This is a genomic window from Hathewaya limosa (assembly GCF_030815255.1).
In the GTDB taxonomy this organism is placed as follows: Bacteria; Bacillota; Clostridia; order Clostridiales; family Clostridiaceae; genus Hathewaya; species Hathewaya limosa.
The window spans coordinates 207,028-233,434 of record NZ_JAUSWN010000001.1; the positions used below are offsets into that span (position 1 = coordinate 207,028).

Here is a 26,407-nt window from a genome sequence, read left to right on the forward strand (position 1 = left end):
TTTTAGAAAGTATACTAAGAATAAAATTAGAAGGTCTACACACATTATAAATATAAAATATTTTAAGGAGATGTGTAGTTTTGTATAAGAATAAATTTTTAATTGCTATTCTATGTATAAGTATATTTTTAGGCAGTGTATTTATGGTTAATCCTATTATCGAGGCAAATGAAGAAACAGGCAAAACTAATGGTAAGAAAGAAAAAGTTGTATATTTAACATTTGATGATGGGCCATCTATAAATAATACAAAAAAGGTATTGGAAATTTTAAAAAAAGAAAATATTCCTGCTACCTTTTTTTTAATTGGTGAAAATGCTGAACGTAATCCTGAGATAGTAAAAGAACTTTTAAAAAATAATATGGCTATAGGTGAACATACATTTTCGCATAAAACTCATTACATTTATAAAAGTTCTCAAAATTATATTAAAGATTTAAATCAATGTTTAGAAGTATTGGATAAGATTATAGGGAAGAAATATATTAACATAGTTAGAATGCCAGGAGGATCTACAAACACTATTTGTAATAAAGCAGTAAAAAAACAAATTAAGAATAGTATAAAAGAAAAGGGATTTGATTACATTGATTGGAATGTAAGTGGAGAAGATGCAATTTCCAAAAATGTTGCTCTTTATAAAATAAAGAATAATGTTTTTAAATATAGCAAAAATAAAGATTGTATTGTAGTGCTTTTACATGATGGATATTATAATAGTAACACAGTTAAAGCCTTGCCTGAAATAATAAAATATTATAAAGATAGGGGATATACTTTTAAAAGTTTAAAAAATATTTCAAAACAAGATAAAGAAAGACTAGAAAGATTAAAAATTTTAAATAGATAAGAAGGCAGCCTTTAGCTGCCTTCTTATTATTTATTAATTTTTTCATAAGTATTGATAATATGTTCTTTACCTTTAAGTTCTAATGAATCATCTAATGGGGTTAGAATATCTTTTACATTATCATATTTTTTAGAAAGTGCTAAATATAATAGTCTATCAGCTAATTCAGGGTTCTTAGAAAGTAAACAACCATGAAAATACGTGCAAAAAGTATTTTTATAAATACAACCTTCGTTTTTATCAGAGCCATTATTTCCATATCCGACTTTAACTTTTCCTAAAGGTTTTAAATTTCCTATATAGGTTCTACCAGAATGGTTTTCAAAGCCTACATATGTTTCATTAAAATCTTCATTGTATATAACTGTATTTCCTATAAATCTTGTATCACCGGCTTCAGTATATATATCTAATATTGAAAGTCCAGGAAGTTTTTCACCAGTAGGTGTAGTATAATATTTTCCAAGAAGTTGATATCCACCACATATACTTAGAAAAACTTTATTGTTTTCAATATAATTTTGTATATTCTCTCTTTTATTATCTATAATATCGTTAGATACAATAGACTGTTCAAAATCTTGACCTCCGCCAAATAAAACTATATCATATAAATTTTCATCAAATTTTTCGCCAATAGAAAGGTTATGAATATTTATTTTAATACCTCTTTTTTCAGCTCTATATTTTAAAACTAAAATATTTCCGTAATCTCCATATACATTTAAAAGATCAGGATAAAGATGGCATATGTTTAATTCCATAAAAATCTTCTCCTTTTAGTTACCAAATTTCTTTTGCATATCCCTTAGTATTAAGAAGTTTTCTAAAACTTGTCATAGCTGTATAAGTAGCTAATATATAAGTATTTTCAGTAGAAATTTCTTTTATGTTATCTATGATATTATCAAATTCATTACAAATTATAAATTGATCTTCATTAAATCCAGCAATTTTTAATCTAACTGCCATATCATATTTTCTTATGCCAGCTATTAAAATTTTATCTACATTTAATTCTTTTAACTTTTCAAAATCTACATCCCAAATCCAAGATACATCTCTACCATCTGCATAATGATCATTAAGCATAAAACAAAGATTAATTTTATCTTTATCTAATAAAACTGTATTTAAAGCTTCATCGTATCCAGCTGGATTTTTTACTAAAATTACTTTAGCTTTTTTACCTTCAATATTAATTTCTTCTTGTCTTCCAAAACTACTTTCTTGAGTTTGTAGAGATTCCTTTATTTTATCTGTGGATATATTAAGTTCCTTTCCGATTGAAAAGGCACAAAGGGCATTATAGATATTGTATGTACCAGGTTGATTTATTAATATTTCTTCTCCATTTATTATAACAGTAGAACTAGAAGCTGTTTTTTCTATAATATTTTCCACATTATATTTAAGTTCAGGACGTTTATATCCACAATTAGGACAATAATAATCACCTAAATGGTTATAAGTTACAAAGTTATATTTATAAGAGCTCTTACAAAACTTGCAGAACTTTGCATCGGAATTTATATTAACTTTAGAAGTTCCATCCTCATAATTTTTAAATCCATAGTAGTGAACTTTATTAGGAAGTTCCAATTTACCTAGTAAAGATTCATCACCATTTAAAACTAATAGGGAATCTGGAGTTTTTACTACACCTTCTAATATTTTTTGAAGAGTAGTATATACCTCACCATATCTGTCTAATTGATCTCTAAAAAGATTAGTAACGGTAATAATTTTAGGAGATACATATTCTGTAACAAATTTTACATTAGCTTCATCAACTTCTATTACAGCATATTTTTCTTGATATTTATCTTTAAATTTAAAATTTGATACAAAAGAAGTAACTATACCAGGATAAAGGTTTGCACCAGAGGAGTTAGTTATTACTTTTTTATTAGGATTTTTATCTTTTAAAATATTATAAATCATATTAGTGGTTGTAGTTTTTCCATTAGTTCCTGTAATTAAAATAATAGTATAATCTTTAGCTACAGTTTTTAAAATATTTTTATCTAATTTTAAAGCTATTTTGCCAGGAAAGTTAGTTCCACCCTTAGATAAAAGTTTACAACTCTTAATTATAAGTTTTGAAGTAAGTATGCTAAAAAAAGTCTTAATATTAATTTTAAGTCACCGCCTTATTTATTCGTGTTTTTCAAAATGGAAGTCTTCTGAAAGTTTGAAACCACTTTTAGGAGATATCTCATTTAGTTTATTTAAGACCCTAGTATAATTATCTCCTTTCAAAGGAGTAGGGCAATAATCATTTTTGTATTTAACGGAAGAAATAGAACAAGGTATTACTTTTAATCCTGTTTCTATTAATTTGTCATTTTTAAAATTAAATTGAGTTTGAACTATCATTGTATCTTTATCTTGGGGATTATTATTTCCACCAAAACAAAAGTTAGCTAAACTATAGCAAATGTATTTACCTTTATAAGTTTCTATTCCTTGAAGTACATGAGGATGATGACCTATAATTAAATCGGCACCATTATCAATGCAAAAATGTGCTAATTTTTTTTGGAATTCAATTGGATGGTACTGTCTTTCAATACCCCAATGAAAACTAATTATAACCGTATATTCTTCAGATTTCAATTGGGTAATTTCAGATTTTAATTTATCAAAGTCTATATTATCTTCCCAACCCCTATAACCTAAAAATGCAAATTTTTTATTTTTTACAGTAGTCTTCCATATTGTTCCTTCACCAAAATAATTAATTTTTTCTTGTTCTAAGGTTTTTTTAGTATCATTATAACCCTTTTCTTTATAATCATAAATATGATTATTTGAAATATTAACCGCTTCTATGGAACCTAGAGTTAAAGATTCTACATATGATGGGGGAGCTTTAAAGTTGAAAGTCTTAGGATTCTTAATAGTAGCATCAGTAAATGTGGTTTCCAAGTTTGCAATAGTTAAATCATCTTTCTTAAAATAAGAAGATACATTTTTAAATAAATAAGAAAAATCCATGTTATTATTAGATAAAGTTACTGGCATAGTCTCACCACTAAATTTACTATCTGTTCCTAAAGTACAATCTCCTACAAAGGACATTAATATGTCTGTATAAGTGCTTTTTTTAGGTGTATTTTTAGAGTCTTTAGAAGAATTTTTAGTTTTTATTTTATCATCAATTTTATTTTGTATATTAGCTTTATTTACTTTATTGATTTTTTTATCGTTTAAATATAAAGAGTTTAAAGAAAGATTATTAATACTTTCTTCTTTACTTACAAATCGAATAGTTAGACTAATAATGATTAAAACTAATACAAATAAACTAACAAAAAAAGTTCCTTTTTTTCTTTTGAAAGTTTTTTTCTTCAATTAAATGCCTCCTCTCAATGAACTGTAAACATAATTATATTTTAACAACTTTTACTCTTTAAAACTACAGTGAATTTAAATAAAATTAAGTTTTATAGTATATACTATTTTTTTAGTACAGGGCTAAAATGTAAATTCTTAAAATTTCTTTACAAAGGTATTATTATAAAGTTCTTTATAGTATAATTATAAGGTATTTACATAAAATAAAATTTTAAATTAGGAAAAGGTGGATTAAGTATGGATTTATTATTTATATTTAAAGCCATAATCATTGCCATAGTAGAAGGAATAACTGAATTTTTACCTATATCTTCTACAGGGCATATGATTATAGTAGGCCATGTAATTAATTTTACTGGTGAATTTGCCAAATTATTTGAGGTTGTAATACAATTGGGTGCTATTTTAGCTATAGTTGTTTTATATTGGAATAAAATTTGGACTAGTATAATAAAGTTTTTTAAATTAGAACATGATGGACTAAAATTTTGGTTTAATATATTGATTGCTGTAATTCCAGCAGGAGTTTTAGGATTTTTATTCGATGATATTATAGATGAAAAATTAATGAATCCTCAAACAGTTGCTGCTGCATTAATTTTCGGTGCAATATTGATGATAATTATAGAATATAAATATAGAAATAGAAATGGTATAGATAGGATAGAAGAGATTAGTTATTCTAAAGCGTTTATAATAGGAGTTTTTCAATGTTTAGCTTTATGGCCAGGAATGTCAAGATCAGCTTCTACAATTATGGGTGCATGGCTTATGGGAGTTACAACTGTAGCTGCTGCTGAATTTTCATTCTTTTTAGCTATACCAACTATGGTGGGGGCTTCAGGTTTAAAACTAATCAAAGCTGGATTTACATTAAACTTTGGAGAAATAGTAGCATTAATAGTAGGATTTGTAGTTGCATTTATAGTTGCTCTTATTGTAGTAGAAAAGTTTATGAATTTCTTAAAGAAGAGACCTATGAAAGGTTTTGCAATATATAGGTTGATACTAGGTGGAATAATAGTAGCATTAATGTTTACTAATTTCTTTAAATAAACATAGGAATGTAATTTCATATTAAATTTTAATATAAAAAACTTGCAAAAGTATAGGTTAACCTTATATTTTGCAAGTTTTTATTTTTATTTGTTTAATTTTTTTATTGTAGTTCCATTGCTTGTTAATATAATAGTATCATCTATATACGTACTATAAGTTTTAATATTCATATCTTTAATTTTTTTTACTGTTTCCTTATGAGGATGACCATATTTATTATCTTTTGAACAAGATATTATTCCTATTTTAGGATTAACTTTTCTTAAAAAAGCAATAGATGATGATGTACTACTTCCATGATGACCAAATTTTAAAACATCTGATTTTACATTAAAATTTTTGCTTAAAATTTCTTTTTCACTTAATGTTTCAGCATCACCTGTAAATAAGAAAGAATTTTTACCATAACTTAATTTCATTACAGGAGAGTAGTTATTTAAATTTTCATAGCTTGCACTATTTGGTGAAAAAAATTCAAAGTTTACATTTTTATCAAGACTAATTTTTAATCCTGGTTTAGCAGTAGTAATTCTTAAATTTTTAGATTTCAATGCAGTAATCATGGATTTAAAAGTAGCTGTAGTTGATGAAACCTTTGGAGCTATAAATTCTCCAATTTGAAAATTGCGAATAACATCATCCATATTTCCAATATGATCCTCATGTGGATGAGTTGCTACTACATAATCTAATTTTTTTATACCAGCACCTTTTAGATATTTTAATAGGCTATTTCTTGCTGAATTTGGACCAGCATCTATAAGCACATTCTTACCTTTATACTGGATCAATTCCGAATCACCTTGGCCTACATTTATATAATGTACAAATAGGTCATTTTTAAAGACCTCTTTAACATTATTTTTGGAATCTTTTTTAGGATTTTCTTTATTATTTTTGGATAAATTATATGTAGAGGAAGTTTTATTACTGTTTCCAGAATTATCACTAGAGGATACATCAACTTGTACATTATTACATCCTGAAAGAATAAATGAAAAAGTTAAAATTAAGCTACATAGTAGTAAAGCGTATTTATTAAATTTTTTCATATTCAAAATCTCCTTTTTTAAAATATATACTAATTATAATAACAAGCAATTGTTTTAACAAGTGTTTCCTAATTTTAAAAAAGGAAATTCTTAATTTATTAATGAGAAAGTCTTATGATTGAAAAAAAAACATTAAAAATGTATAATTTAACTGTAATATATATTTATATTATATTTCATTATGAAAGGAAAAAAATATGAGAACTTATTTACTTTACTTAGAATTTGCTTTATATATGATAGGATGCTCTTTTAAAAAGGCTAAATATAATAAGCTAAAGAAAAAATCAGAGGAAGAAGCACAAAAATATTTAGAGACATGTGTAAAGGGATGGGCCCAGTTTATAGTTAAGAAAATCCCTCTAAATGTTGAAATTACTGGATTAGATAATATTCCAAAGGAAGCGTGCTTATTTGTTTCTAATCATCAAAGCTTTTTAGATATTCCAGTTTTATTATCTAATTTACCTGGAATGGTTGGATTTGTTGCCAAGAAGGAATTAGCCACTTCACCAATGATAACATTTTGGATGGAACAGATAGGTTGTGTATTTATAGATAGAGAAAATCCACGTGAAGGAATAAAGGCGATATTGAAGGGTGTAGAAAATTTAAAAAATGGGAAATCTATGTTAATATTTCCAGAGGGAACTAGAAGTAAGTGTCAACAAATGAATGATTTTAAAAAGGGAAGTTTAAAGATGGCTCAAAAGTCTGGAGCACCAGTGGTACCAATTACTTTAGATGGAACTTATAAAAGTTACGAAGGAAATAATAAAAAGATTAAATCTGATACTGTAAAAATAAAAATACATAAACCTATATATATTAATAACTTAGATAAAGAAGAAAAAGATTCAATTCATACTAAAGTTCAAGAGATAATAAAAAATGGTTTTTAAAAAAATATAAATAATTAAAGCTCACTAATATTAGTGAGCTTTAATATATTTTATTATTTTTCTTCAATAGTATCTCTATCTCTTCCAAAGAATGAAATAGAATATAGACCTGCTAATCCTACTAAAGCGTAAATTACTCTACTAAAAGCTGTCATATGCCCAAATAAAGTTGCTACTAAGTTAAAGTTAAAAAATCCAATTAAACCCCAATTAATAGCACCGATTATAACAAGTAAAAGAGCGATAGTATCTAATGTTTTCACCTTAATACATCTCCTTTAATTAAGTTTTCGAGATTAGTATTGGCTAATTAACAAAAAAATATAACTTGAAATATTTATTTTATTTCTCCATTCAATTCATAATTAGTAATTTCTTTTATATTATTATTATCATTAACAAAAACTACTGTGGGTTTATAACTTTTAGCTTCTTTTTCATCCATTTGAGCATAGGCCATGATAATAATTTTATCACCTTCATTTACGAGTCTTGCTGCAGCACCATTAAGACAAATAACACCACTATTTTCTTTTCCTCCAATTATATATGTTTCTAATCTATTACCATTATTTATATCAACTATTTGAACTTTTTCATATTCTATAAGTCCAGATGCTTTTAGAAGATTTCTATCGATAGTTATACTTCCTACATAATTTAAATTAGCTTCAGTTACAGTAGCTCTATGAATTTTTGACTTTAACATATTTAGTATCATTTTTTATCTCCTAATTATAATATTATCTATTAATCTAGTTTTTCCTATATATACAGCTATTGCAATTAAGGATTCTTTATTTAAGGTGTCAATTTCACACATTAAATTAAAATCTACTATTTCAACATAATCTATTCTAGCTAAAGGTTCTGAAATTAAGTTATCTATAATTAAATTTTTTAAAATAATAGTATTTTTTTCACCATTAGCTATAGCTATTTTAGCTTTCTTTAAACTTTTACTCAAAATTAATGCAGCTTGTCTTTCTTTTATGGAAAGATAAGTATTTCTAGAGCTTTTAGCAAGACCATCTTTTTCTCGGACAATAGGACATCCTATAATTTCAATAGGAAAATTTAAATCTTTTACCATTTGTTTAATAACAGACAATTGTTGTGCATCTTTTTCACCAAAATAAGCTTTGTTAGGAGCAACTATATTAAATAATTTAGATACTATTGTACAAACACCTTGAAAATGACCAGGTCTTTTAGCACCGCAAAGACAATTGGTTATATTTTCTACATTAACAAAGGTAAGGGGATTTTTATCAGGATACATTTCTTCAACCTCAGGGTTAAAGATTAAACTAGCACCTGCATCGGTACAAAGTTTAGAATCCTTTTCAATGTCTCGAGGATATTTATCATAGTCTTCATTAGGACCAAATTGAATAGGATTTACAAAGATGCTAACAACAACCTTATCATTTTCCTTAACAGCCCTTTGTATTAAACTTTTATGACCTTCATGTAAAAATCCCATTGTTGGTACTAAACCTATAGATAAACCAGCTTTTTTCCACATATCTATTTCAATTCGAAGATCTTTAATATTTTTTATAGTTTTCATATGTCAGCGCTACACAAATGTAGCTTCACATCCTTTCAAATTTAAAAAATTTTTATTAGTATAATTTTTTTAAAGTTTCTTCTGAAATTTTAAAAGTATGTTCTTCAGCTGGAAATGTACCATTAGATACATCTTTAATATAAGACTTTATTCCATTTTTCATAAGGTCACCAACATTAGCGAAAGTTTTTACGAATTTAGGCTTAAAGTCAGAGAACATATTAAGCATATCTTGATATACAAGTATTTGACCATTGCAACCAGATCCAGCACCAATGCCTATAGTAGGTACAGAGAGTTCATTAGTTATTATTTCAGCAAGTTTTGCTGGTATACATTCTAAAACTATGGCAAATACACCGGCTTGTTCTAATTTTTTAGCATCTTCTATAAGTCTCCTAGCATTTTCTTCAGATTTACCCTGAACCTTAAAGCCACCAAACATGTTTATAGATTGAGGAGTTAAACCTAGATGTCCCATAACAGGAATTTGTGCATTAACAATAGCTTTTATTTGGTCTATCACTTTAGTTCCACCTTCTAATTTAACTGCACCAGCATGACCTTCTTTTATAAGTCTACCAGCATTTACAACGGCATCATATACTGATGTATGATAAGACATAAAGGGCATATCACCAACTACAAGAGCATTCTCAGTACCTCTAGATACAGCTCTAGTATGATGAATCATATCTTCCATAGTTACACTTAAAGTATCTTTATACCCAAGACATACCATACCAAGCGAATCACCTACTAATATTCCATTTATACCTGTTTCATCAATTAATTTAGCTGTTGAATAATCATAAGCAGTTAACATACTAAGTTTTTCATTATTTTTTTTTGCTTTTAAAAAAGTACTAACTGAATTTTTCATTTACTTGTCCCCCAAAAGTAAAGTTTGTAAATCCTCATAATTTTTGTGTGGATTTTTAATCTTAGATAATTGTAATAAATTTAAGGATAAAATCTTATATAACTCTATATGTTCTCTAGGAATAATTTTAAGATGAGAATCTATAGTTCCTATATCATTACGTTCAATTGGTCCTGTTATTGAATTTAAAATTCCTTGTTTTTTAAAGTTATTTATGTTATTTAAAATTAAAGGTTTTAATGCTTTTTCTGCATCTTCTTTTGAAACTCCACACATAACTAAATAATTAGTGCCTAGTTCTATTAAAGATAGTAAAAAATTAGATACAGTTACACTAGCAGAATGATACAAACTTTTATTTTTACTGGTTATTGTAAAAGAATTATTTCCTAAGGAATTTATAAATTTTTTTATTATAGGAAGTTTTTCCTCATTTCCCTCTATGGAAAAATAAGAGTTTTTAAGATTTTTATAGGAATTATATTTATCTGAAAAGGCCCACATAGGGTGAATTGAAAATTCATAAGCACCAAAACTGTTTATATTAGAAAAGATTTTTGAACTTAAGGAACCACTTGTGTGACAAATATATTTTTTTTCTAGGTTTCCACAATTTTTTAATTGCTCCCAAACATGTTTTATACAGTCATCAGGAGTAGTAATAAAAATAAAATCACTATTTTTTACAAGTTCATCTAAAGAATTAAATGGACTAATATTTAAAAAATCACAAGTGTTTTTTAAAGAAGCTTGAGATTTACTATAGAATCCTGCAATATTATAGTTATTTTCCTTAAAATATTTTGCAAGAGAAGTTCCGACTTTCCCAGCTCCAATAAATGAAATGTTTTTGAAAATCAAGTTTAATCACCACCAATCTATAAATTAGTGGATTCCTTATACTCATTGTCTTATTCTTAAAAGATACAAGCAATGTAAAATTAAATTATTATAGTATAAACAATTGGTGCAGTTCTTCAAATAAAGATACTACCCAAAAATATTTTATCACATATTTTTTACACACTCAATTAATAAACTTATAATTAACAATTATAAATTATACTTGATAATATTGTAGAAATATTAAATAATAGTATTGTTATATATTTTTTGGAGGTGTATCTTATGCAAATAGTAAAGATTATATTAATGGCCTTATTAGTTGTTTTTACAGGACTTTTACTTTTTGGAGTTTTAACACAAACTGTTTTTAAAAAGTTTAAAGTAAATAAATGGATTATTCTTTTAATAACAATTGTAGCTATTCTTTTACCACCTTTTTTTAGAATAAGTTATAATAAAGGATTCTTGGGTTTATTTGTATTCCCAGTTATATATATCGTACTTGTACTTTGGTTTTTACAAACATCAGGGTTATTAAATAGTAAGGATCAAAGAGAAAAGGAAAAGAAAAAGCAACAACAGGAAGTAATAAGACCTAAGGCAAAACCTAATAGAGTAAAAAATAATAAAAAGACAAATAAATAATAATTAAATAGGTTTATTTATATTTAAAAAAGTAATAGTACAAAATTGTACTATTACTTTTTTTTATTAGACTAAAATTCATAACTAGCCTACAATTTATAGTATGTGGGGTATAAAAAGTTTTAATATTATTATAGGGGAAGTGTTACATATGTTAACCGAAATAAAACAAGATGAAATGACATCTAAAGAGAGAATGAAGTTTTTTTCTAAAGGAGAGGAGGTTGATAGAATACCTTGTTCACCAATTATGGGGGTGACTAGTGCTCCAATGTTTGGAATTACTCCTAAGGAATATGATTATTCGGCAGAAATAATGGCTAATGTTGAAATTGAAGTATATAAGAAATTTAAGGCAGATGGAACCGGTATAGGAACAGGATTGAGAGGCATAGCAGAGGCCATGGGAACAAAAATAGAGTATCCCAAAGTTGGTGTATCTTATGTAAAAGAACCTTTATTAAAAAGTTATGATGATTTAGGAAAATTAAAGATTGTTGATCCTCATAAAGATGGGAGACTTCCAATAATATTAGAGGCTATTCAACGAATTGATAAGGCAGTAGGACATGAGGTTGGTGTATCTACAGATATAGCTGGTCCTATAAGTATAGCAGCTGCTGTACGTGGAGCAGAGAAGTTAATGAAAGATATTAGAAGATGTCCAGATAAATTACATGAATTATTACAATTAGTAACTGAGTGTAATTTAAGATTTATTGATGCTGCTTGTAGTCTAGGATATGGAGTAGGATTTTCAGATCCAGTAGCATCTTGTAGTATGATTAGTTCTAAACAATTTAAAGAATTTGCAAAACCTTATTTAAAACAATGTATAGACAGAGTAGTTAAATGGAGAGGACCAGGAGTGTTTTTACATATATGTGGTAAGTCACGAGATATATGGGAAGATATGATTGAGCTTGGAGTATCAACTTTTAGTATAGATAATGTTGAAAGTCTAGAAGAGGCTAAAAAAGTCGTAGGTGATAAGGTTTGTTTAGTGGGGAATGTTAGACCAGTAGAAACTCTTAGATTAGGAACTACAGAGGATGTATATAAAGAAAGTAAAGAATGTATAGAAATAGGATGGAATAATCCTAAAGGATACATTTTAAGTACAGGTTGCCAAATTCCAATAGGAACTTCAGAAAAAAATATAAAAGCTTTAGTGGATTCAGCGAGAATGTATGGAAGAGGATATAGAATCCCTAGTAAATAAGATAACTGAAATTTTAAAAGAATTTTTAAAAATTATAAAAAAAGATAAAAGGAGATAATATCCTTTTATCTTTTTACGTTCTTTAACTACAACCAGTAGTAGTTCCACATTCTAGGCAAACTTTACAAGTGCCATTTCTTACAAGACGAGTACTCGCACAATTTGAACAAATCTCACCATAAAGTCTTTCACCGTTAGCTGTATTTATAGAAGTAGGGGAGTTAGTTGTATTTTCTTCCTTTGAAACGGCGATGTATGGTAGATTATAGTTATCGGGCTTTACTTGACAACGGGAAAAATCACCTATTTCAATATCTATTATCTTACTAATTAAATCAGAAATTGAAGAAACATATTTTATATATGGATGTTTTTGAACAAATCCATAAGGTTCATATTTTTGGCCTCTAAGCATTTTAGCGATATCTTTAGGAGGTACATGATATTGTAACATTACAGAGATAGATTTAGAAAGAGAGTTTAGTAAACCTGTTATTATGGTTCCTTCTCTGTCAGTTGTAATGTAGATCTCACAAATTTCACCATTTTCACGTCTATTTACAGTGGTATAAATTTTTACATCATCTATTTGAGCAGGATGAGTAGTTCCAACCCTAATTCCATCCGGTTTATCACGTTCTGAATATTTAGAATAATAAAGTTCCTTAGCTTTTTCAAGTAATTCTTTATAAGATAAATCCTCAAGTTTTTTATTATCATCATCACTTAAAGATGTATTTAATGGTTGACTTGCTTTTGAGGCATCTCTATATAGTGCTATACCTTTAACACCTAATTTCCAAGAAAGTAAAACAACATCCTTAAAATCTTGTACTGAGGCATTTTTAGGTAAATTTACAGTTTTAGAAATAGCACCTGAAATTAGGGGGGTAATAGAAGCCATCATTAAAACATGCCCCTTAGCAGAAATAAATCTTTCGCCACTACCGCACTTATTAGCAGTATCAAATATTCTCAAGTGTTCTGCCTTTAAATGAGGTGCACCTTCAATTTTACCATCAATTATTTTTTCATACTCAAATCCATCTTCAGTGACAGTTTCTTTCCTTAAAATGTATTCTAAAATATCATTAATTTCTTTCTCAGTATATCCTAAATTTTCAAGAGATAATTCTATAACTGGGTTTACAATGGTCATATAACCACCACCAGATAACTTTTTATATATAAAATGACTAAAATAAGGTTCTATGGAAGTAGCACCACAATCCATAGCAAATGAAATTGTACCAGTTGGCGCAATAACAGAAACTTGAGCATTTCTATAACCAAATTTTTCACCATAGGAAAGGGCTTTATTCCAAGTATCCTTTAATTCTTCACTTATATAAGCTAAATTCTCTTTAAACAATATATCATGATTAATATTAACAGGAATATAATTTAATCCTTCATATGGAGTTTCTAAGGATCCCGCAACCCTACAATGATTTCTTATAACTCTAAGCATATGATTTTTATTTACATTATACATTTTAAAAGGTTCTAGTTTTTCTGACATTAAAGAAGATATATAGTAAGAATGCCCAGTTAACACACCAATTAAAGAAGATGTAAGGTTTCTTCCTTCATCTGAATCGTATGGGTATCCCATAACCATTAAAAGAGATGCTATATTAGATATACCTAACCCAGTAGTTCTAAATAAGTATGATCTTTTAGCTATATCTTCTGTAGGAAATTGTCCCCAATGAATAGAGGCTTCTAGAGCTAATTGAAGTAATCCTACTAAATGAGTATAAGCGTTTAAATCTATTTTTTTTGTTTTTAAGTCGTAAAATTTAAATATATTAATTGAAGCCAAATTACAAGCAGTATTATCTAAGAAAGCATATTCACCACAAGGGTTTGTTGAATTTATTCTATTATATTTTGCATTATACACACCATCTTCACCACAAGGACAAGTATGCCAAGAGTTGAAAATATCATCAAATTGTGGAGCAGGATCTGCACAATTCCAGGCTGCCTCATTAAAGGCATTCCAAATTTCTGTAACTTTAAGTTTTGAGTTTACGGAATTATCAACACGGCCTTTAAGTTCTATTTCAGCATTGGGATTAGTGTTTAAATTATCTACCATTTTCATGAAATTATCTGAAAATCTTATAGAATTGTTTCCGTTTTGTCCAGAAACGGTTTCATAAGCCTCACCTTCAAAACTCATATCATATCCCATTTTACCAAGAGCACGAACTTTGTCTTCTTCTTTAGCTTTCCATGTTATGAAATCCATTATTTCAGGATGATCTACATCTAAAATAACCATTTTAGCTGCTCTACGAGTTGTACCACCAGATTTTATAGCTCCTGCATTTCTATCAAAAGATTTTAGGAAACTCATAAGTCCGGAAGAAACTCCTCCACCAGATAATTTTTCACCTTTAGCCCTGATACTAGAAAAGTTTGTTCCTGTACCAGAACCACCTTTAAATAATTTTGTTTCTGTTACAAATTGATCAGAGATTGAGTGAGTACCTAATAGTTTGTCTTCTATTGATAATATAAAGCAAGCTGATGCTTGAGTTCTACTATAAAAATCTTTTGTTTTAACTACTTTGTTTTCTTTTTCATCAAAATAGAAGTTATTATTTCCAGTACCTTTAATACCATAGGAGAGTTCTAAGCCAGTATTAAACCATTGAGGAGAGTTAGGTGCATACATTTGATTTAAAAAAGCATAAATCATTTCATCATAAAAAATAGTCTTTTGTTTTTCTGAATCTATTAATTTTTCATCTGATAAAGATTCACACCAGAAGTTAACTATTCTATGAGCAACTTGTTTCATGCTATTTTCATACCCTAATTCATTAGGAATACCGGCTTTTCTAAAATATTTTGAGGCTATGATGTCACATGCATTTTGTGAATAGTGTATAGGAAACTCTAAATTTTTCATATCAACAAGAACTTTACCTGTTTTATGATCTTTAAGAAATACATTTACTTTTTTCCATTGGAACAAATCAAATACTGTTAAGTCTTTATTTTTATCTAAATCTTTGGTAAAAATCCTTTTAAAAATCGAATCTATTTTATGCATAATTTAACTAAAAGTTATTACGTTAACTTTTAGTTATTTCACCTCCTAAATTATAAATATAGTATAATACTATATATAGTTTTTAAAATACTTATATATACTACATCTAGTATTATAAGATATAATAATAATTATTTCAAGATAAATATAATTATAGAATAATTATTATTTGATAAGCAAAGAAGTTAATTCTATATTAAGTTTTGCAAATTTAATAAAAATATTTATAAAAGTATAAATAGCAATTTCTACACGAAAGATGTACACTTTGTTTCCCTAGTAAAAGTTATTTATTTTTTTAACTGATAAAAAACAAATAAAATAAACAAAATAAACAAAATAAACCAAGTAATTAGTTTACTTGGTTTATTGATCTTCTATGATAAAATTTATGTAATAAGAATTTATTTTAATTTACTAAAAGATTTAATAGTATATTTGGAAGGTTACTGTTTGTAGTTTTAGCTAAATTTTTCGCAGATATTATAAAAAAATGTTTTATAACAGTTCCTGATTTATGAGTTTGCTCATATTTTTTTAAAGCATTTATAACCTGTAGTTGTCTTTTTTTCGCAAGAGCTATGTTTTTATTTGATGAATATATATTTGGTGCTTGGGGTAAACCAGCTAAGGACGTAGCCTCGTTTAAACTTAAATTCTCAGGCGTTTTTTCAAAGTATCCTTTTGAGGCTTGTTTTATACCAATATATCCATTTCCAAAAGGGATAACATTAACATACAATTCTAAAAGTTCATTTTTAGAATAATTTTTTTCAAGTTCTATAGCTAAAAACAATTCTTTAAATTTTCTACTAAAACTTTTTTCATTTGATAAATATAAATTTTTAGCTAACTGTTGGGTTATTGTGCTTCCACCTTGTACAATTTTTTTTGCCTCAATATTTTTAAAGGTGGATCGTACTATTGATATAATGTCAATAGCTCCATGATTATAAAATCTATGATCTTCAGTTGCTATAATAGAATTTAAAAATTTTTTATCAATATTATTCAATTGTATATAAGAAGCATCATTTTTAACATCATATATTTTATTTTGTAATGCTTTATTATCTATGGTTAAATTTGTACTTAAATATCCTAAAGTTATAATTAAAAGTATTCCTAGAAACATAAAAAATTTAAACAATTTTGTTTTGTTCATATCTTTTTATCCTCCTTAAAAGAACTGTTTTTCTTAGTCGCTTGCGGAATTTCGCAAGCGTTGATTCGCCTAACTTTTTAGCCGTTAGGCTTTTATATTTTCCTCCACTATGAAATAATAAATGTTGTCACGCAAAATAATAAACCATAGCGGAGGAGAACAAACATGTTTTGTCTTAATAAAATTAAACAACTAAATCTTTTTGAACAGGTATCTGAATTAAAACACATGACTACTAAACAACCCGTAGGGTTCATTGAGTTACTTGCTCATAACTTTGATATTAATACCTTCATTCCTAATTCATTTAAAGAACACTATTATTCTGACTTAGGAAAGGATAGAGAATATGAACTTTCTTCTGTGTTATCAGCACTACTAATCATGCAAATATTTCATATACCTACTACTGTTTTACTAACAATTTTTCTTGTATTTTCTACTGAAATAAGAGAATTCTGTGGTTTTTACAAATCACTACCTGATGAATCATTTTTCAGTAGATTTAAAACTACATTTGAAAATGATCTTAGTAATTTATTTGACTCAATGGCTCTTAAAGTCATTGATATCTGTGAAGATATTAATAATAATCTTCCAAATGATTCACCTATGAAAAACCTTAATTCTATGATTATATACGATACTTCTGGCTTAAAACCAAGAGTTAAAGAAAATAATCCTAAAACTCTTGTAGCTGAAATCAACAGGCAGAAATCTTATGCTAAAGCTACAAACAAAGAAATTTTTAATCCTTATGCTGCCGCATATAAGAACATGCCTAAATTTGCACAAGCTAATTCTAATATCAAATTAGACTTTGTTAATGGGCATTTCGGCTACTTTTATAAATTTGGTCTTTTAACAAATGGTTGGGGTATTCCCTTAAATATAAAGTTTCTCGATGAGGATTTTTACAAATCCTTAGATGAAAAAAATTTTATTACTCCTGAAGAACAAAAATATTTTTATGATAATGCTTCTCTAAAGCCAGTAGTTATGCCATTTTTAGAAAACTTAAAAGCTAATTCTAATTTTAAATTTGAAACTTTTTTAGGTGATTCTGAATTTGATAGTTATGATAATTTTGGCTTACTTAAGCATTTAGAATTTAAACGAGTATTTATACCTCTTAATTCTCGTAATCAGTCCAATAATAAAATCGGAGATTTAGAATATAATACCCAAGGTATCCCTCTTTGTCCGTTAACTAAAGAAGAATTTAAATCCGAAGGATCTTGTAAAGGTAAAAATAGAAGTCTTAGATTTAAATTCACATGCCCAAAATCTCATAGAGATAAAAAAGGTAAATGTTATCATACATGCAAAAACCCTTGTACTGATAACAAAAGTGGTCGTATAACTTATGTTTATCCTGATAAAGATTTTAGACTTTATCCTGGTGTCCAAAGAAACTCAAAAGAGTGGGATGAAAATTATACAATTCGTACATCTATTGAAAGATGTATATCTTCTCTTAAGTTCAACCCATGTATTGAACAACCAAGAACAGTAAACACCATAACCATGCGTGCTGATTTATATTTAACCGCTATAGCTAAACTTATAAATGTTATCGTAGCTTACGCTATGAATAAGCCTAATTATATAAGAAGTATAAACAAATTTCTTAAAATAATAGCATAGTTAACATATCCACAACTAAATATCAACTGAAATGCTACGCATGCCTTTTTCCCAAAAGGCTTTTTGTCGTGAAGTTTTTTTCACATTTTTAATCAAAATGTAGAAAATTATCCACAACTTTTAATTTTCAATTCTGCAATCATCTAAGAACTGTTTTTCTTTATGATATTATTATAGAATTTAAAGGGAAAATTTCATATTTAAATTCATTACGTTAATCTTTCATTTATGTAAGATTAATAATTTTTGTATGAAAAACAAATTAAGAATATAAAGATGAGAATAAGTTTATATAAAAACAAGAATTCATGTTAAAATATATATACTGTAAATAAATATTAATTGGAAGGTGTAAATATGATAAAAAAAGAATTTAGAGGAATTAATCCTGAAATTCATGAAGATACATTTATAGCAGAAAATGCAGTTATTATAGGAGATGTACATATAAATAAAGATGCGAATATTTGGTATGGTGCTGTTTTAAGAGGAGATATAAACAGTATAACTATTGGAGAGGGAAGTAACATTCAAGAAAATTGTACAGTTCATGTAGGAGATAAAGAACCCGTTACAATGGGTAAAGGAGTTACAGTAGGCCATAATTGTATTATACATGGATGTAGTATAGGAGATTATTGTTTGATAGGTATGGGGTCTACCATATTAAATGGAGCTAAGATAGGAGCTAATTGTTTAATAGGGGCTGGAAGTTTAGTTACTGGAAATAAAGAGATTCCAGAAGGGTCTCTTTGTTTGGGGTCACCGGCAAAATTTATAAGACAACTTACAGAAGAAGAAATAGGAAATCTTAAAAATTCAGCTGAAAATTATATTAAGATTTCTAAAGAATATAAATAAATATAACATATAAATCAATTGAACATATATGTTGGTAATGATATACTTTTAATAATGTGAATTAAACTTTTCCATAAAGGAGAACTGTAAGACATGTTTAAATTAAATTGTATAGAAAGTATGACAATTGAGCAAAAATATAGATATATGTTAAATTTATTACAGGCACAGTTGAGTTCCGAAAAAAATAACTTAGCAAATCTTTCAAATGCCTCAGCTATTATAAATGTAATTTTTCATGATATAAACTGGGTAGGTTTTTATTTCATGGAAAATGATGAACTTGTTTTAGGACCTTTTCAAGGACTTCCAGCTTGTAATAGAATAAAAGTTGGTGCTGGAGTATGTGGAACGGCAGTAGCACAAGAGAAAGTCCAAAGGGTTTATGATGTACATAAATTTCCAACGCATATAGCTTGTGATGAGGCTACCAGATCGGAAATAGTTGTACCAATAAAGGTTAAAGGTGAGGTATTTGGAGTTTTAGATATAGATAGTCCGAAAATAGGAAGATTTACAGAATTAGAAGAAGAATATTTAATTAAATTTGTTAAGATGTTGGAAAAGTATTTAAATGAAAACTAAAGGAGAATTTTATGATAAGAATAGGTGAATATAATAAATTATTAGTAAAAAAAGAAAGAGATTTTGGATATTATTTAGGAGAAGATTTAGATCCTAATAATAAAGAGGAAATTTTAATTCCTTTTCCTAATATTCCAAGTAAAGAATTAAAAGTTGAAGAAGAAGTAGAAGTATTTGTTTATAAGGATTCAAAAGATAGACTAATAGCAACATTAAAAAAACCATTTGCTACAGTAGGGGAAGTTGCTTATTTAAAAGTTGTAGATAAGACAGAAATAGGTCACTTTATAGATTTTGGCTTAGAAAGAGATGTTTTAGTTCCATTTAAGGAGTTAGCTTATGATCTAGAAGTTGGAGAGAAATATTTATTTTACTTATATTTAGATAAAAGTGATAGAATAACTGCTACTACATATGTGGATAAATATCTTCATACTACAAATCATTTTAATGTAGGGGAAGAAGTTATGGCAACAGCTTATGGTGAACAAGAAAACGGGACAGTAATGGTTGCTATTCAAAATCTTTATATGGGTGTTATTTTAAAGAAAGAAAATTTCTCTAAAATAAGACCAGGAGAAATTTTAAATGTAAGAGTTAAAAGATATTATGAAGATGGAAAGATGGAAGTTACTCCGAGAAAGAAGAGAATGGAAGAAACAAACGATTTAGAAACAGGAATTATGTGTTATTTAAGATCACATAATAATCATATGAAATTTAATGATGCATCTTCTCCAGAACAAATAAAAAGTGTATTTAAATGTAGTAAAAATGCTTTTAAAAGAGCACTTGGTGGTTTAATGAAAAAAGGAATGATAACTCAAGATGAACAAGGTACTACATTAATTAATGAAACACCTATTAGAGAAGTGAAACCTAAGAAAAATAATAATTTTAAAGGCAAAAATAATAAACTTAGTAAGAGTGAATATAAAAAAGAGTATAGAGAGTTAAAAAAAGAACTTATAGAAGCAGAAAAGAAAAAAGAAGAACAAAAAAATAAATTTTATGGTAAGTTCATGAAGTAATTATAATTAAAATAAAAATGCCGCCTAAATTAGGGGGCATTTTTATTATTTTAAGAATAACTTTTTTCATTCTTAGATCTTATAAATATTTTTGCTATTTCATTTATAATAAGAGGAACTAAACTTAATCCACTTACAAATAACCAATCTATTAAAGTTAGGTCATGAACATTAAATATTTTTGCAAGGAATGGAACAGTAATAATTATATCTTGTAGGAAAATACCAAATATAATAGAAGCTATTATATATTTATTACTGAACAAACCTAGAGAGAAAATAGATTTTTTATCACTTCTCATATTAAGAGAATGTACTAATTGAGATATGCTTAATACTACAAATGCCATAGTTTGGGCATGCATTAAAGCATCTTTACTAATATTTTTAGGGAATATAGGGAATAAACTAGTAGTTCCACTAAAAATTCTAGCACCCAATACAAAAGCTGTTAAGGTAATAAATCCTATTAAAAGTCCATTTAGTATTAGGCCTAAAATAGAGCCTTTAAACAAACTGGAATTAGGATCTCTTGGCTTATTTTTCATTATATCAGGATCACTAGGATCCATTCCTAAAGAAAGTGCAGGGAAAGAATCCGTAATTAAATTAACCCATAAAATGTGAATAGGTTCTAATGGAGTATTCCAACCAAATAGTATAGCAAAGAATAAGGTTACAATTTCACCGATATTACAAGATAATAAGAAAAATATAGATTTTTTAATATTGTTAAATATGTTTCTTCCTTCTTCGATAGCTTTTACTATGGTTGAAAAGTTATCATCAGTAAGTATCATATCAGAAGCACCTTTAGCAACATCAGTACCTGTAATTCCCATTGATACACCAATATCTGCTATTTTTAAGGATGGGGCGTCATTTACTCCATCACCAGTCATGGAAACTATATTTCCTTTAGATTTAAGAGCTTTTACTATCTTTACCTTATGTTCAGGAGATACTCTTGCAAATACTCTTAAAGAGTCAATTTTAGAACTGAGTTCACTATCTGATAATTTATCTAACTCGGAACCTGACATTACTTCACTTTCATTAGAAGCGATTCCTAGTTCCTTTGCTATAGCAAAGGCTGTATTTTTATGATCACCAGTTATCATAATAGTTTTTATTCCAGAAGCCTTTGTAAGACTTATTGAATCTTTAACTTCAATTCTAGGAGGATCAATCATACCGACTAAACCTATAAAAATTAAATCTTTTTCTAAAGAATAGATTTCTAAATGGGAATCTTTTGTTTCTTTATATGCAGATCCTAGTACTCTAAGAGCATCATTTGACATTAAATAAGAACTATCTAGAATTTCTTTTTTATCTTTTTCAGTTAAATCTTTTATTTCACCATTGACCAAAATTTTAGTACAAATTTTTAATAAATTATCTATAGCGCCTTTGGTCATTATATAGAACTTATCGTTATATTCATTTACCGTAGTCATAAGTTTTCTATCTGAATCAAAAGGAATTTCATTTATTCTTTTATGACTTTTTTCAAGTTCAGATTTTATTAGGTTATTATTAAAACCTACTTCTAATAATGCAATTTCTGTTGGATCACCAGTTCTAGATTCTTCAGAATATGTTGCATCATTGCATAGATTTAGGTTTTCTACTAAAAGTTTTTCACAAGAATCTTCCATACTAATTTCTGATATATCTTTAAGAACATTATTAGCATAATATTTAGTTACAGTCATTTTATTTTGTGTTAAAGTACCTGTTTTATCAGAACATATGATGTTTACAGCACCTAAGGTTTCTACAGCTGGAAGCTTTCTTATGATTGCATTTTGTTTAATCATTTTTTGAACACCTATAGCTAAAACTATAGTAACAATTGCAGGTAGTCCTTCGGGAATAGCTGCTACAGCTAAACTGATAGCAGTTAAGAACATTTCTAATATATTTCTACCTTGAAATAATCCAACACCAAGCATAATGACACATATAACTAGGGCACCGATTCCTAAAGTTTTTCCAAGTTCACCTAATTTTTTTTGAAGAGGTGTTTCATCATTATTGTCTTCATCAAGCATTTTTGCTATTTTACCTATTTCAGTATTCATACCAGTCTCTACAGCTACACCAATACCTCTACCATAGGTTACCAATGTGGACATAAATGCCATATTTTTTTGATCACCTAAGGGAGTATCTTCACCAGTAGTAATAGTATCATTATTTTTTTCTACTGGAACGGACTCACCAGTTAAAGCAGATTCTTCGATTTGTAAATTAGCACTTTCAATAAGTCTTAAATCACAGGGAATATAGCGTCCAGCATCTAATACTATAATGTCTCCGGGAACTACTTGTTCTGAAGGAAGTTCTATAAGGGAACTGTCACGTTTTACTATAGCTTTTGGCGTAGACATTTCTTTTAATGCTTCTAATGCTTTTTCAGCTTTAGATTCTTGTACCACTCCAACAATAGCATTGACTAAAATAACAATACCAATAACTATGGAATCACTTACTTCTCCTAAAAATGCAGATATAATAGCAGCTCCTATAAGTATATAGATTAATATATCATTAAGTTGAAGAAAAAAAAGTTGTAACATAGTTTTTTGTTTTTTACCTGTAAGTTTATTAGGACCATATTTTTGTAAACGATTTTTAGCTTCTTCCGAATTTAATCCGGTTTTAGGATTTACATTAAGCTCATTTAAAACATCTGAATTGTCTTTATAAAACCACATTAAAAAATCACCTCTTTTTTAGTATCTCAAAAAAAAAATTTTGTAAACAAAAAAGACCTTGTTCTTAATTATTTAAATGTAATTTTAGATATTAATATTATAATAACCAAAATTACATTTATAATAACTAGAACAAAGGTCTTGCAAACTCAAAATTTATAGAGTTAATTATCCGGACTATATAGTCGTACTGACGAATAATTAAAAACTTAAAAAGTTTTTGCTACTCCCCTAAGCTTATATAATTATTATATTACACTTTACTATATTATAGTATAAATTTATGAAAATTTAACCAAAACAATTAATTTAAAATCAGTATATCACACCATATACTTCAAAACAATAATTAAGATATTTATTTTTATTAAGACTTATGTAAAAATTATATAATAACATATACTTTTTAAAATTAAATAAAAACAATATCTATACATTTTATTTAGTAGTTTAGAAATTTTAAATTTGATATAATAAAAATATAGAAATTTTTATGGAAAAAACATATTAACATAAATAAAATTAATAGAAGATTATTTGGAGGGTTATATGGAAATTAATAGAGTTAGTAGGCCATCTACAATAAAAGGTGAGAAAAGAACTATTACATCAAAAAAAGATTTTTCTCAAAGTTTTAATTTTGCAAGACAAAAAAAATCTGAAGAAGAATTAAAAAAATTGCTTAAAGATATTAAAAGTAAAGGAGATAGATTAGCAGTTTCAAAATGTTATGCTGATGTTAAGGCATATAAAAATTTGATTAAGGAATATTTAAAATCTGTTTTGGAATATATGTATACAGTAAAAAAAGATATAAGCTTTTGGCAGACACAGTACTATGTTACTGTAGATACTATAGACGGTAAGTTAGAGGAATTAACCAAAGCATTATTATCTGATGAGAAAGATAATTTAAATATTGCAGCTACTATAGATGAAATAACAGGTTTAGTTGTGGATATGTACAGATAACAAAAAAGGTTCAAAAAGAGTATAGTCTATTTGAACCTTTTTATTAATTGAAAATTTATTCTAAAACCCAATCTTTTGGACTAGCATCTGATGGCATCCTTAAATCTCCTCTAGGAGATAAACTTATTGTACCAACCTTTGGACCATCAGGAATTGCCGAACGTTTAAATTGTTGAGAGAAAAATCTATATAAAAATTTATTTAACCATTTTTTTATAGTCTCTTTATCATAATCATCTTTAAAAGTATGACATGCCAAGAAAAATAATCTTTCGGGTGTAGATCCTTCTTTCATCAAATGATAAAGAAAAAAATCATGTAATTCATAAGGACCAACTAAGTCTTCAGTTTTCTGAGTTATTTCACCATTACTATCTTTGGGTAATAATTCAGGACTTACAGGTGTTTCAAGTATATCTATCAAAGTATCCTTACTACATTTAAAATCTTCAGAATAGGCAGCATAGTATACTAAATATTTTACTAATGTTTTAGGAATAGAACAGTTTACAGAATACATGGACATATGATCACCATTATAAGTAGACCAACCTAAGGCTATTTCTGATAAATCTCCAGTACCTATTAATATAGCACCTTCTTTATTTGCACTATCCATTAATATTTGAGTTCTTTCTCTTGCTTGAACATTTTCGTAAGTAACATCATGGATAGATTCATCATGACCAATATCCTTGAAATGTTGAAGACAAGCAGCAACAATATTTATCTCTTTTAATGTAGTACCTAAATCTTTGCATAGTTTAATGGCATTATTGTAAGTCCTATCTGTAGTTCCAAATCCTGGCATAGTAATGGCTATAATATTTTTATAAGGAATATTAAGAAGTTTAAAAGTTTTATATGCTACTAATAGTGCTAATGTTGAATCCAATCCTCCAGAAATACCAATAACAACTTTATTCGTTTTTGTATGTTCTAGTCTTTTTGCTAGTGCAGAACTTTGAATATTTAATATTTCATTACATCTTGCATCTCTAAGATTTAAGTCTTTTGGAATAAAAGGATGTTTATTTATGTACCTGTCAAAATTCTTTAGTTCTGTATGATTAAATTTGAATTTTATATTTCTATAGTTTGAATTATCTTTTACATTTTTAAAACTTATGTTTTTAAGTCTTTCTAAAGAAAGTTTTTCTAAATCTATAATAGAATAAATAATATCATTTTCACGATTAAATCTAGAGTTTTCACTTAAAATGCTACCGTTTTCTGATATAAGTAAATGACCACTAAATAATAAATCAGTAGTAGATTCGTGTACTCCTGATGATGAATATATATATGCACACATGCATCTAGCACTTTGGTTTGATACTAAAGATTTTCTGTATTCATATTTACCTATAAGTTCATTGGAGGCAGATAGGTTACAAATTATATTTGCTCCATATAATGAATAATAAGAACTCGGAGGAATAGTCACCCAAAGATCCTCACAAATTTCAAAGGCTAATTTTATATTTTTATAAGTAAAGATTAAATCTGTACCAAATGGTATATTTTCTTGAAAATCCAAGTCTACTTCTAAATTTTTAATATCTAATCCTTCTGTAAACCAACGTTTTTCATAGAATTCACTATAGTTTGGTAAAAAACTTTTAGGAACTATACCTAAAATTTCTCCTTTGAATATATTCACAGCACAGTTAAATAGTTGATTATTATAAAAAATAGGTGCACCTACTGAAATAAATATATCCTTGTCAGTTGAAAAATCACATAATTTTTTTAGTGCTATATTAGAATTATCTATTAATTTTTTTTGTAAAAATAAATCACCACAAGTATAGGAGGTAGTACATAGCTCAGGAAAAACTATAATTTTTGAATTGTTTTTATAGGCTTCTTCAATACAAAAAATGATGTTTTTTATATTGAAGCTTACTTCTGAAATTTTAGTTTTAGGGCATGCTGCAGCTACCTTAATAAAAGGAATATT

The 26,407-nt window shown here is 27.2% G+C and carries 23 protein-coding genes; 10 read left to right on the plus strand and 13 right to left on the minus strand.

What is annotated here, in order from left to right; genetic code table 11:
• The first annotated feature begins 80 nt into the window (after nt 1-80).
• Entirely contained in the window at nt 81-851 is a 771-nt protein-coding gene (locus QOZ93_RS00935) for a polysaccharide deacetylase family protein (RefSeq protein ID WP_307354767.1), read from the plus strand.
• A 26-nt stretch (nt 852-877) separates the two neighbouring features.
• On the opposite strand, the gene QOZ93_RS00940 is transcribed toward QOZ93_RS00935, so the two are convergent.
• From QOZ93_RS00940 to QOZ93_RS00950, 3 genes are read right to left on the minus strand one after another with little or no spacing between them, the layout of a single operon-like run.
• Nucleotides 878-1,615 carry a type 1 glutamine amidotransferase gene (locus QOZ93_RS00940; RefSeq protein WP_111943793.1) on the minus strand — a complete coding sequence of 246 codons (738 nt, stop codon included), beginning with the start codon at nt 1,613-1,615 and terminating at the stop codon, nt 878-880.
• A gap of 19 nt (nt 1,616-1,634) precedes the next feature.
• Nucleotides 1,635-2,990, minus strand: coding sequence for a Mur ligase family protein (locus tag QOZ93_RS00945; RefSeq protein WP_307354819.1), 1,356 nt, complete (start codon nt 2,988-2,990; stop codon nt 1,635-1,637).
• An 18-nt stretch (nt 2,991-3,008) separates the two neighbouring features.
• The gene (locus QOZ93_RS00950) at nt 3,009-4,208 is read right to left on the minus strand and encodes a CapA family protein (RefSeq protein ID WP_111943789.1); all 1,200 of its coding nucleotides are present in this window, start codon (nt 4,206-4,208) and stop codon (nt 3,009-3,011) included.
• A gap of 240 nt (nt 4,209-4,448) precedes the next feature.
• On the opposite strand from QOZ93_RS00950, the gene QOZ93_RS00955 reads away from it, so the two are divergent.
• Nucleotides 4,449-5,267: an undecaprenyl-diphosphate phosphatase gene (locus QOZ93_RS00955; protein WP_111943787.1), complete on the plus strand. Its 819-nt coding sequence runs from the start codon at nt 4,449-4,451 to the stop codon at nt 5,265-5,267.
• 86 nt (nt 5,268-5,353) lie between these two features.
• Here the strand turns inward: QOZ93_RS00955 and QOZ93_RS00960 are convergent, their stop codons facing one another.
• Nucleotides 5,354-6,322, minus strand: a complete 969-nt coding sequence (locus QOZ93_RS00960; RefSeq protein ID WP_111943785.1) for a ComEC/Rec2 family competence protein — start codon at nt 6,320-6,322, stop codon at nt 5,354-5,356.
• A 197-nt stretch (nt 6,323-6,519) separates the two neighbouring features.
• Between QOZ93_RS00960 and QOZ93_RS00965 the strand changes: the two genes are divergently transcribed.
• Nucleotides 6,520-7,224, plus strand: a complete 705-nt coding sequence (locus QOZ93_RS00965) for a lysophospholipid acyltransferase family protein (protein ID WP_307354768.1) — start codon at nt 6,520-6,522, stop codon at nt 7,222-7,224.
• 53 nt (nt 7,225-7,277) lie between these two features.
• Here the strand turns inward: QOZ93_RS00965 and QOZ93_RS00970 are convergent, their stop codons facing one another.
• From QOZ93_RS00970 to QOZ93_RS00990, 5 genes are all read right to left on the minus strand, one after another.
• Complete coding sequence (locus QOZ93_RS00970) at nt 7,278-7,487, minus strand: DUF378 domain-containing protein (RefSeq protein WP_111943783.1); 210 nt, start codon at nt 7,485-7,487, stop codon at nt 7,278-7,280.
• Nucleotides 7,488-7,561: 74 nt separating this feature from the next.
• Nucleotides 7,562-7,945: an aspartate 1-decarboxylase gene (panD, locus tag QOZ93_RS00975; protein WP_307354769.1), complete on the minus strand. Its 384-nt coding sequence runs from the start codon at nt 7,943-7,945 to the stop codon at nt 7,562-7,564.
• Between the two features lie 3 nt (nt 7,946-7,948).
• Nucleotides 7,949-8,797, minus strand: a complete 849-nt coding sequence (panC, locus tag QOZ93_RS00980) for a pantoate--beta-alanine ligase (RefSeq protein WP_307354770.1) — start codon at nt 8,795-8,797, stop codon at nt 7,949-7,951.
• Between the two features lie 55 nt (nt 8,798-8,852).
• A complete protein-coding gene (gene panB, locus QOZ93_RS00985) occupies nt 8,853-9,680 on the minus strand; it encodes a 3-methyl-2-oxobutanoate hydroxymethyltransferase (RefSeq protein WP_307354771.1) in 828 nt (275 codons plus the stop codon).
• A complete protein-coding gene (locus QOZ93_RS00990) occupies nt 9,681-10,541 on the minus strand; it encodes a Rossmann-like and DUF2520 domain-containing protein (RefSeq protein WP_307354772.1) in 861 nt (286 codons plus the stop codon).
• A gap of 267 nt (nt 10,542-10,808) precedes the next feature.
• Between QOZ93_RS00990 and QOZ93_RS00995 the strand changes: the two genes are divergently transcribed.
• Both QOZ93_RS00995 and QOZ93_RS01000 read left to right on the plus strand, forming a co-directional pair.
• Nucleotides 10,809-11,171 (plus strand): hypothetical protein, encoded by a 363-nt coding sequence (locus QOZ93_RS00995; RefSeq protein WP_111943777.1) that lies wholly within the window; start codon nt 10,809-10,811, stop codon nt 11,169-11,171.
• A gap of 151 nt (nt 11,172-11,322) precedes the next feature.
• Nucleotides 11,323-12,393 carry a uroporphyrinogen decarboxylase family protein gene (locus QOZ93_RS01000; protein WP_307354773.1) on the plus strand — a complete coding sequence of 357 codons (1,071 nt, stop codon included), beginning with the start codon at nt 11,323-11,325 and terminating at the stop codon, nt 12,391-12,393.
• 82 nt (nt 12,394-12,475) lie between these two features.
• Here QOZ93_RS01000 and QOZ93_RS01005 read toward each other — a convergent pair whose 3' ends face one another.
• Together QOZ93_RS01005 and QOZ93_RS01010 are read right to left on the minus strand one after the other, a co-directional pair.
• Entirely contained in the window at nt 12,476-15,460 is a 2,985-nt protein-coding gene (locus tag QOZ93_RS01005) for a vitamin B12-dependent ribonucleotide reductase (RefSeq protein WP_307354774.1), read from the minus strand.
• A gap of 409 nt (nt 15,461-15,869) precedes the next feature.
• Nucleotides 15,870-16,625, minus strand: coding sequence for a biosynthetic peptidoglycan transglycosylase (locus QOZ93_RS01010; protein WP_111943771.1), 756 nt, complete (start codon nt 16,623-16,625; stop codon nt 15,870-15,872).
• Nucleotides 16,626-16,790: 165 nt separating this feature from the next.
• Between QOZ93_RS01010 and QOZ93_RS01015 the strand changes: the two genes are divergently transcribed.
• The 4 genes from QOZ93_RS01015 to QOZ93_RS01030 all read left to right on the plus strand — a co-directional run bounded on the left by QOZ93_RS01015 (nt 16,791) and on the right by QOZ93_RS01030 (nt 20,749).
• Nucleotides 16,791-18,272 carry a transposase gene (locus tag QOZ93_RS01015; protein WP_307354775.1) on the plus strand — a complete coding sequence of 494 codons (1,482 nt, stop codon included), beginning with the start codon at nt 16,791-16,793 and terminating at the stop codon, nt 18,270-18,272.
• 357 nt (nt 18,273-18,629) lie between these two features.
• On the plus strand, nt 18,630-19,133 hold the full coding sequence (locus QOZ93_RS01020; protein ID WP_307354776.1) for a gamma carbonic anhydrase family protein: 504 nt from the start codon (nt 18,630-18,632) through the stop codon (nt 19,131-19,133).
• Between the two features lie 93 nt (nt 19,134-19,226).
• Nucleotides 19,227-19,718, plus strand: a complete 492-nt coding sequence (locus tag QOZ93_RS01025; protein ID WP_111943767.1) for a GAF domain-containing protein — start codon at nt 19,227-19,229, stop codon at nt 19,716-19,718.
• A gap of 11 nt (nt 19,719-19,729) precedes the next feature.
• Nucleotides 19,730-20,749 (plus strand): CvfB family protein, encoded by a 1,020-nt coding sequence (locus tag QOZ93_RS01030; protein ID WP_111943765.1) that lies wholly within the window; start codon nt 19,730-19,732, stop codon nt 20,747-20,749.
• 50 nt (nt 20,750-20,799) lie between these two features.
• On the opposite strand, the gene QOZ93_RS01035 is transcribed toward QOZ93_RS01030, so the two are convergent.
• The gene (locus tag QOZ93_RS01035) at nt 20,800-23,472 is read right to left on the minus strand and encodes a cation-translocating P-type ATPase (RefSeq protein ID WP_307354777.1); all 2,673 of its coding nucleotides are present in this window, start codon (nt 23,470-23,472) and stop codon (nt 20,800-20,802) included.
• A 549-nt stretch (nt 23,473-24,021) separates the two neighbouring features.
• Here QOZ93_RS01035 and QOZ93_RS01040 point away from each other — a divergent pair.
• Nucleotides 24,022-24,444 carry a YaaR family protein gene (locus tag QOZ93_RS01040; RefSeq protein WP_111943761.1) on the plus strand — a complete coding sequence of 141 codons (423 nt, stop codon included), beginning with the start codon at nt 24,022-24,024 and terminating at the stop codon, nt 24,442-24,444.
• Nucleotides 24,445-24,499: 55 nt separating this feature from the next.
• On the opposite strand, the gene QOZ93_RS01045 is transcribed toward QOZ93_RS01040, so the two are convergent.
• Nucleotides 24,500-26,404: an NAD(+) synthase gene (locus QOZ93_RS01045; protein ID WP_307354820.1), complete on the minus strand. Its 1,905-nt coding sequence runs from the start codon at nt 26,402-26,404 to the stop codon at nt 24,500-24,502.
• Between the last annotated feature and the right edge of the window lie 3 nt (nt 26,405-26,407).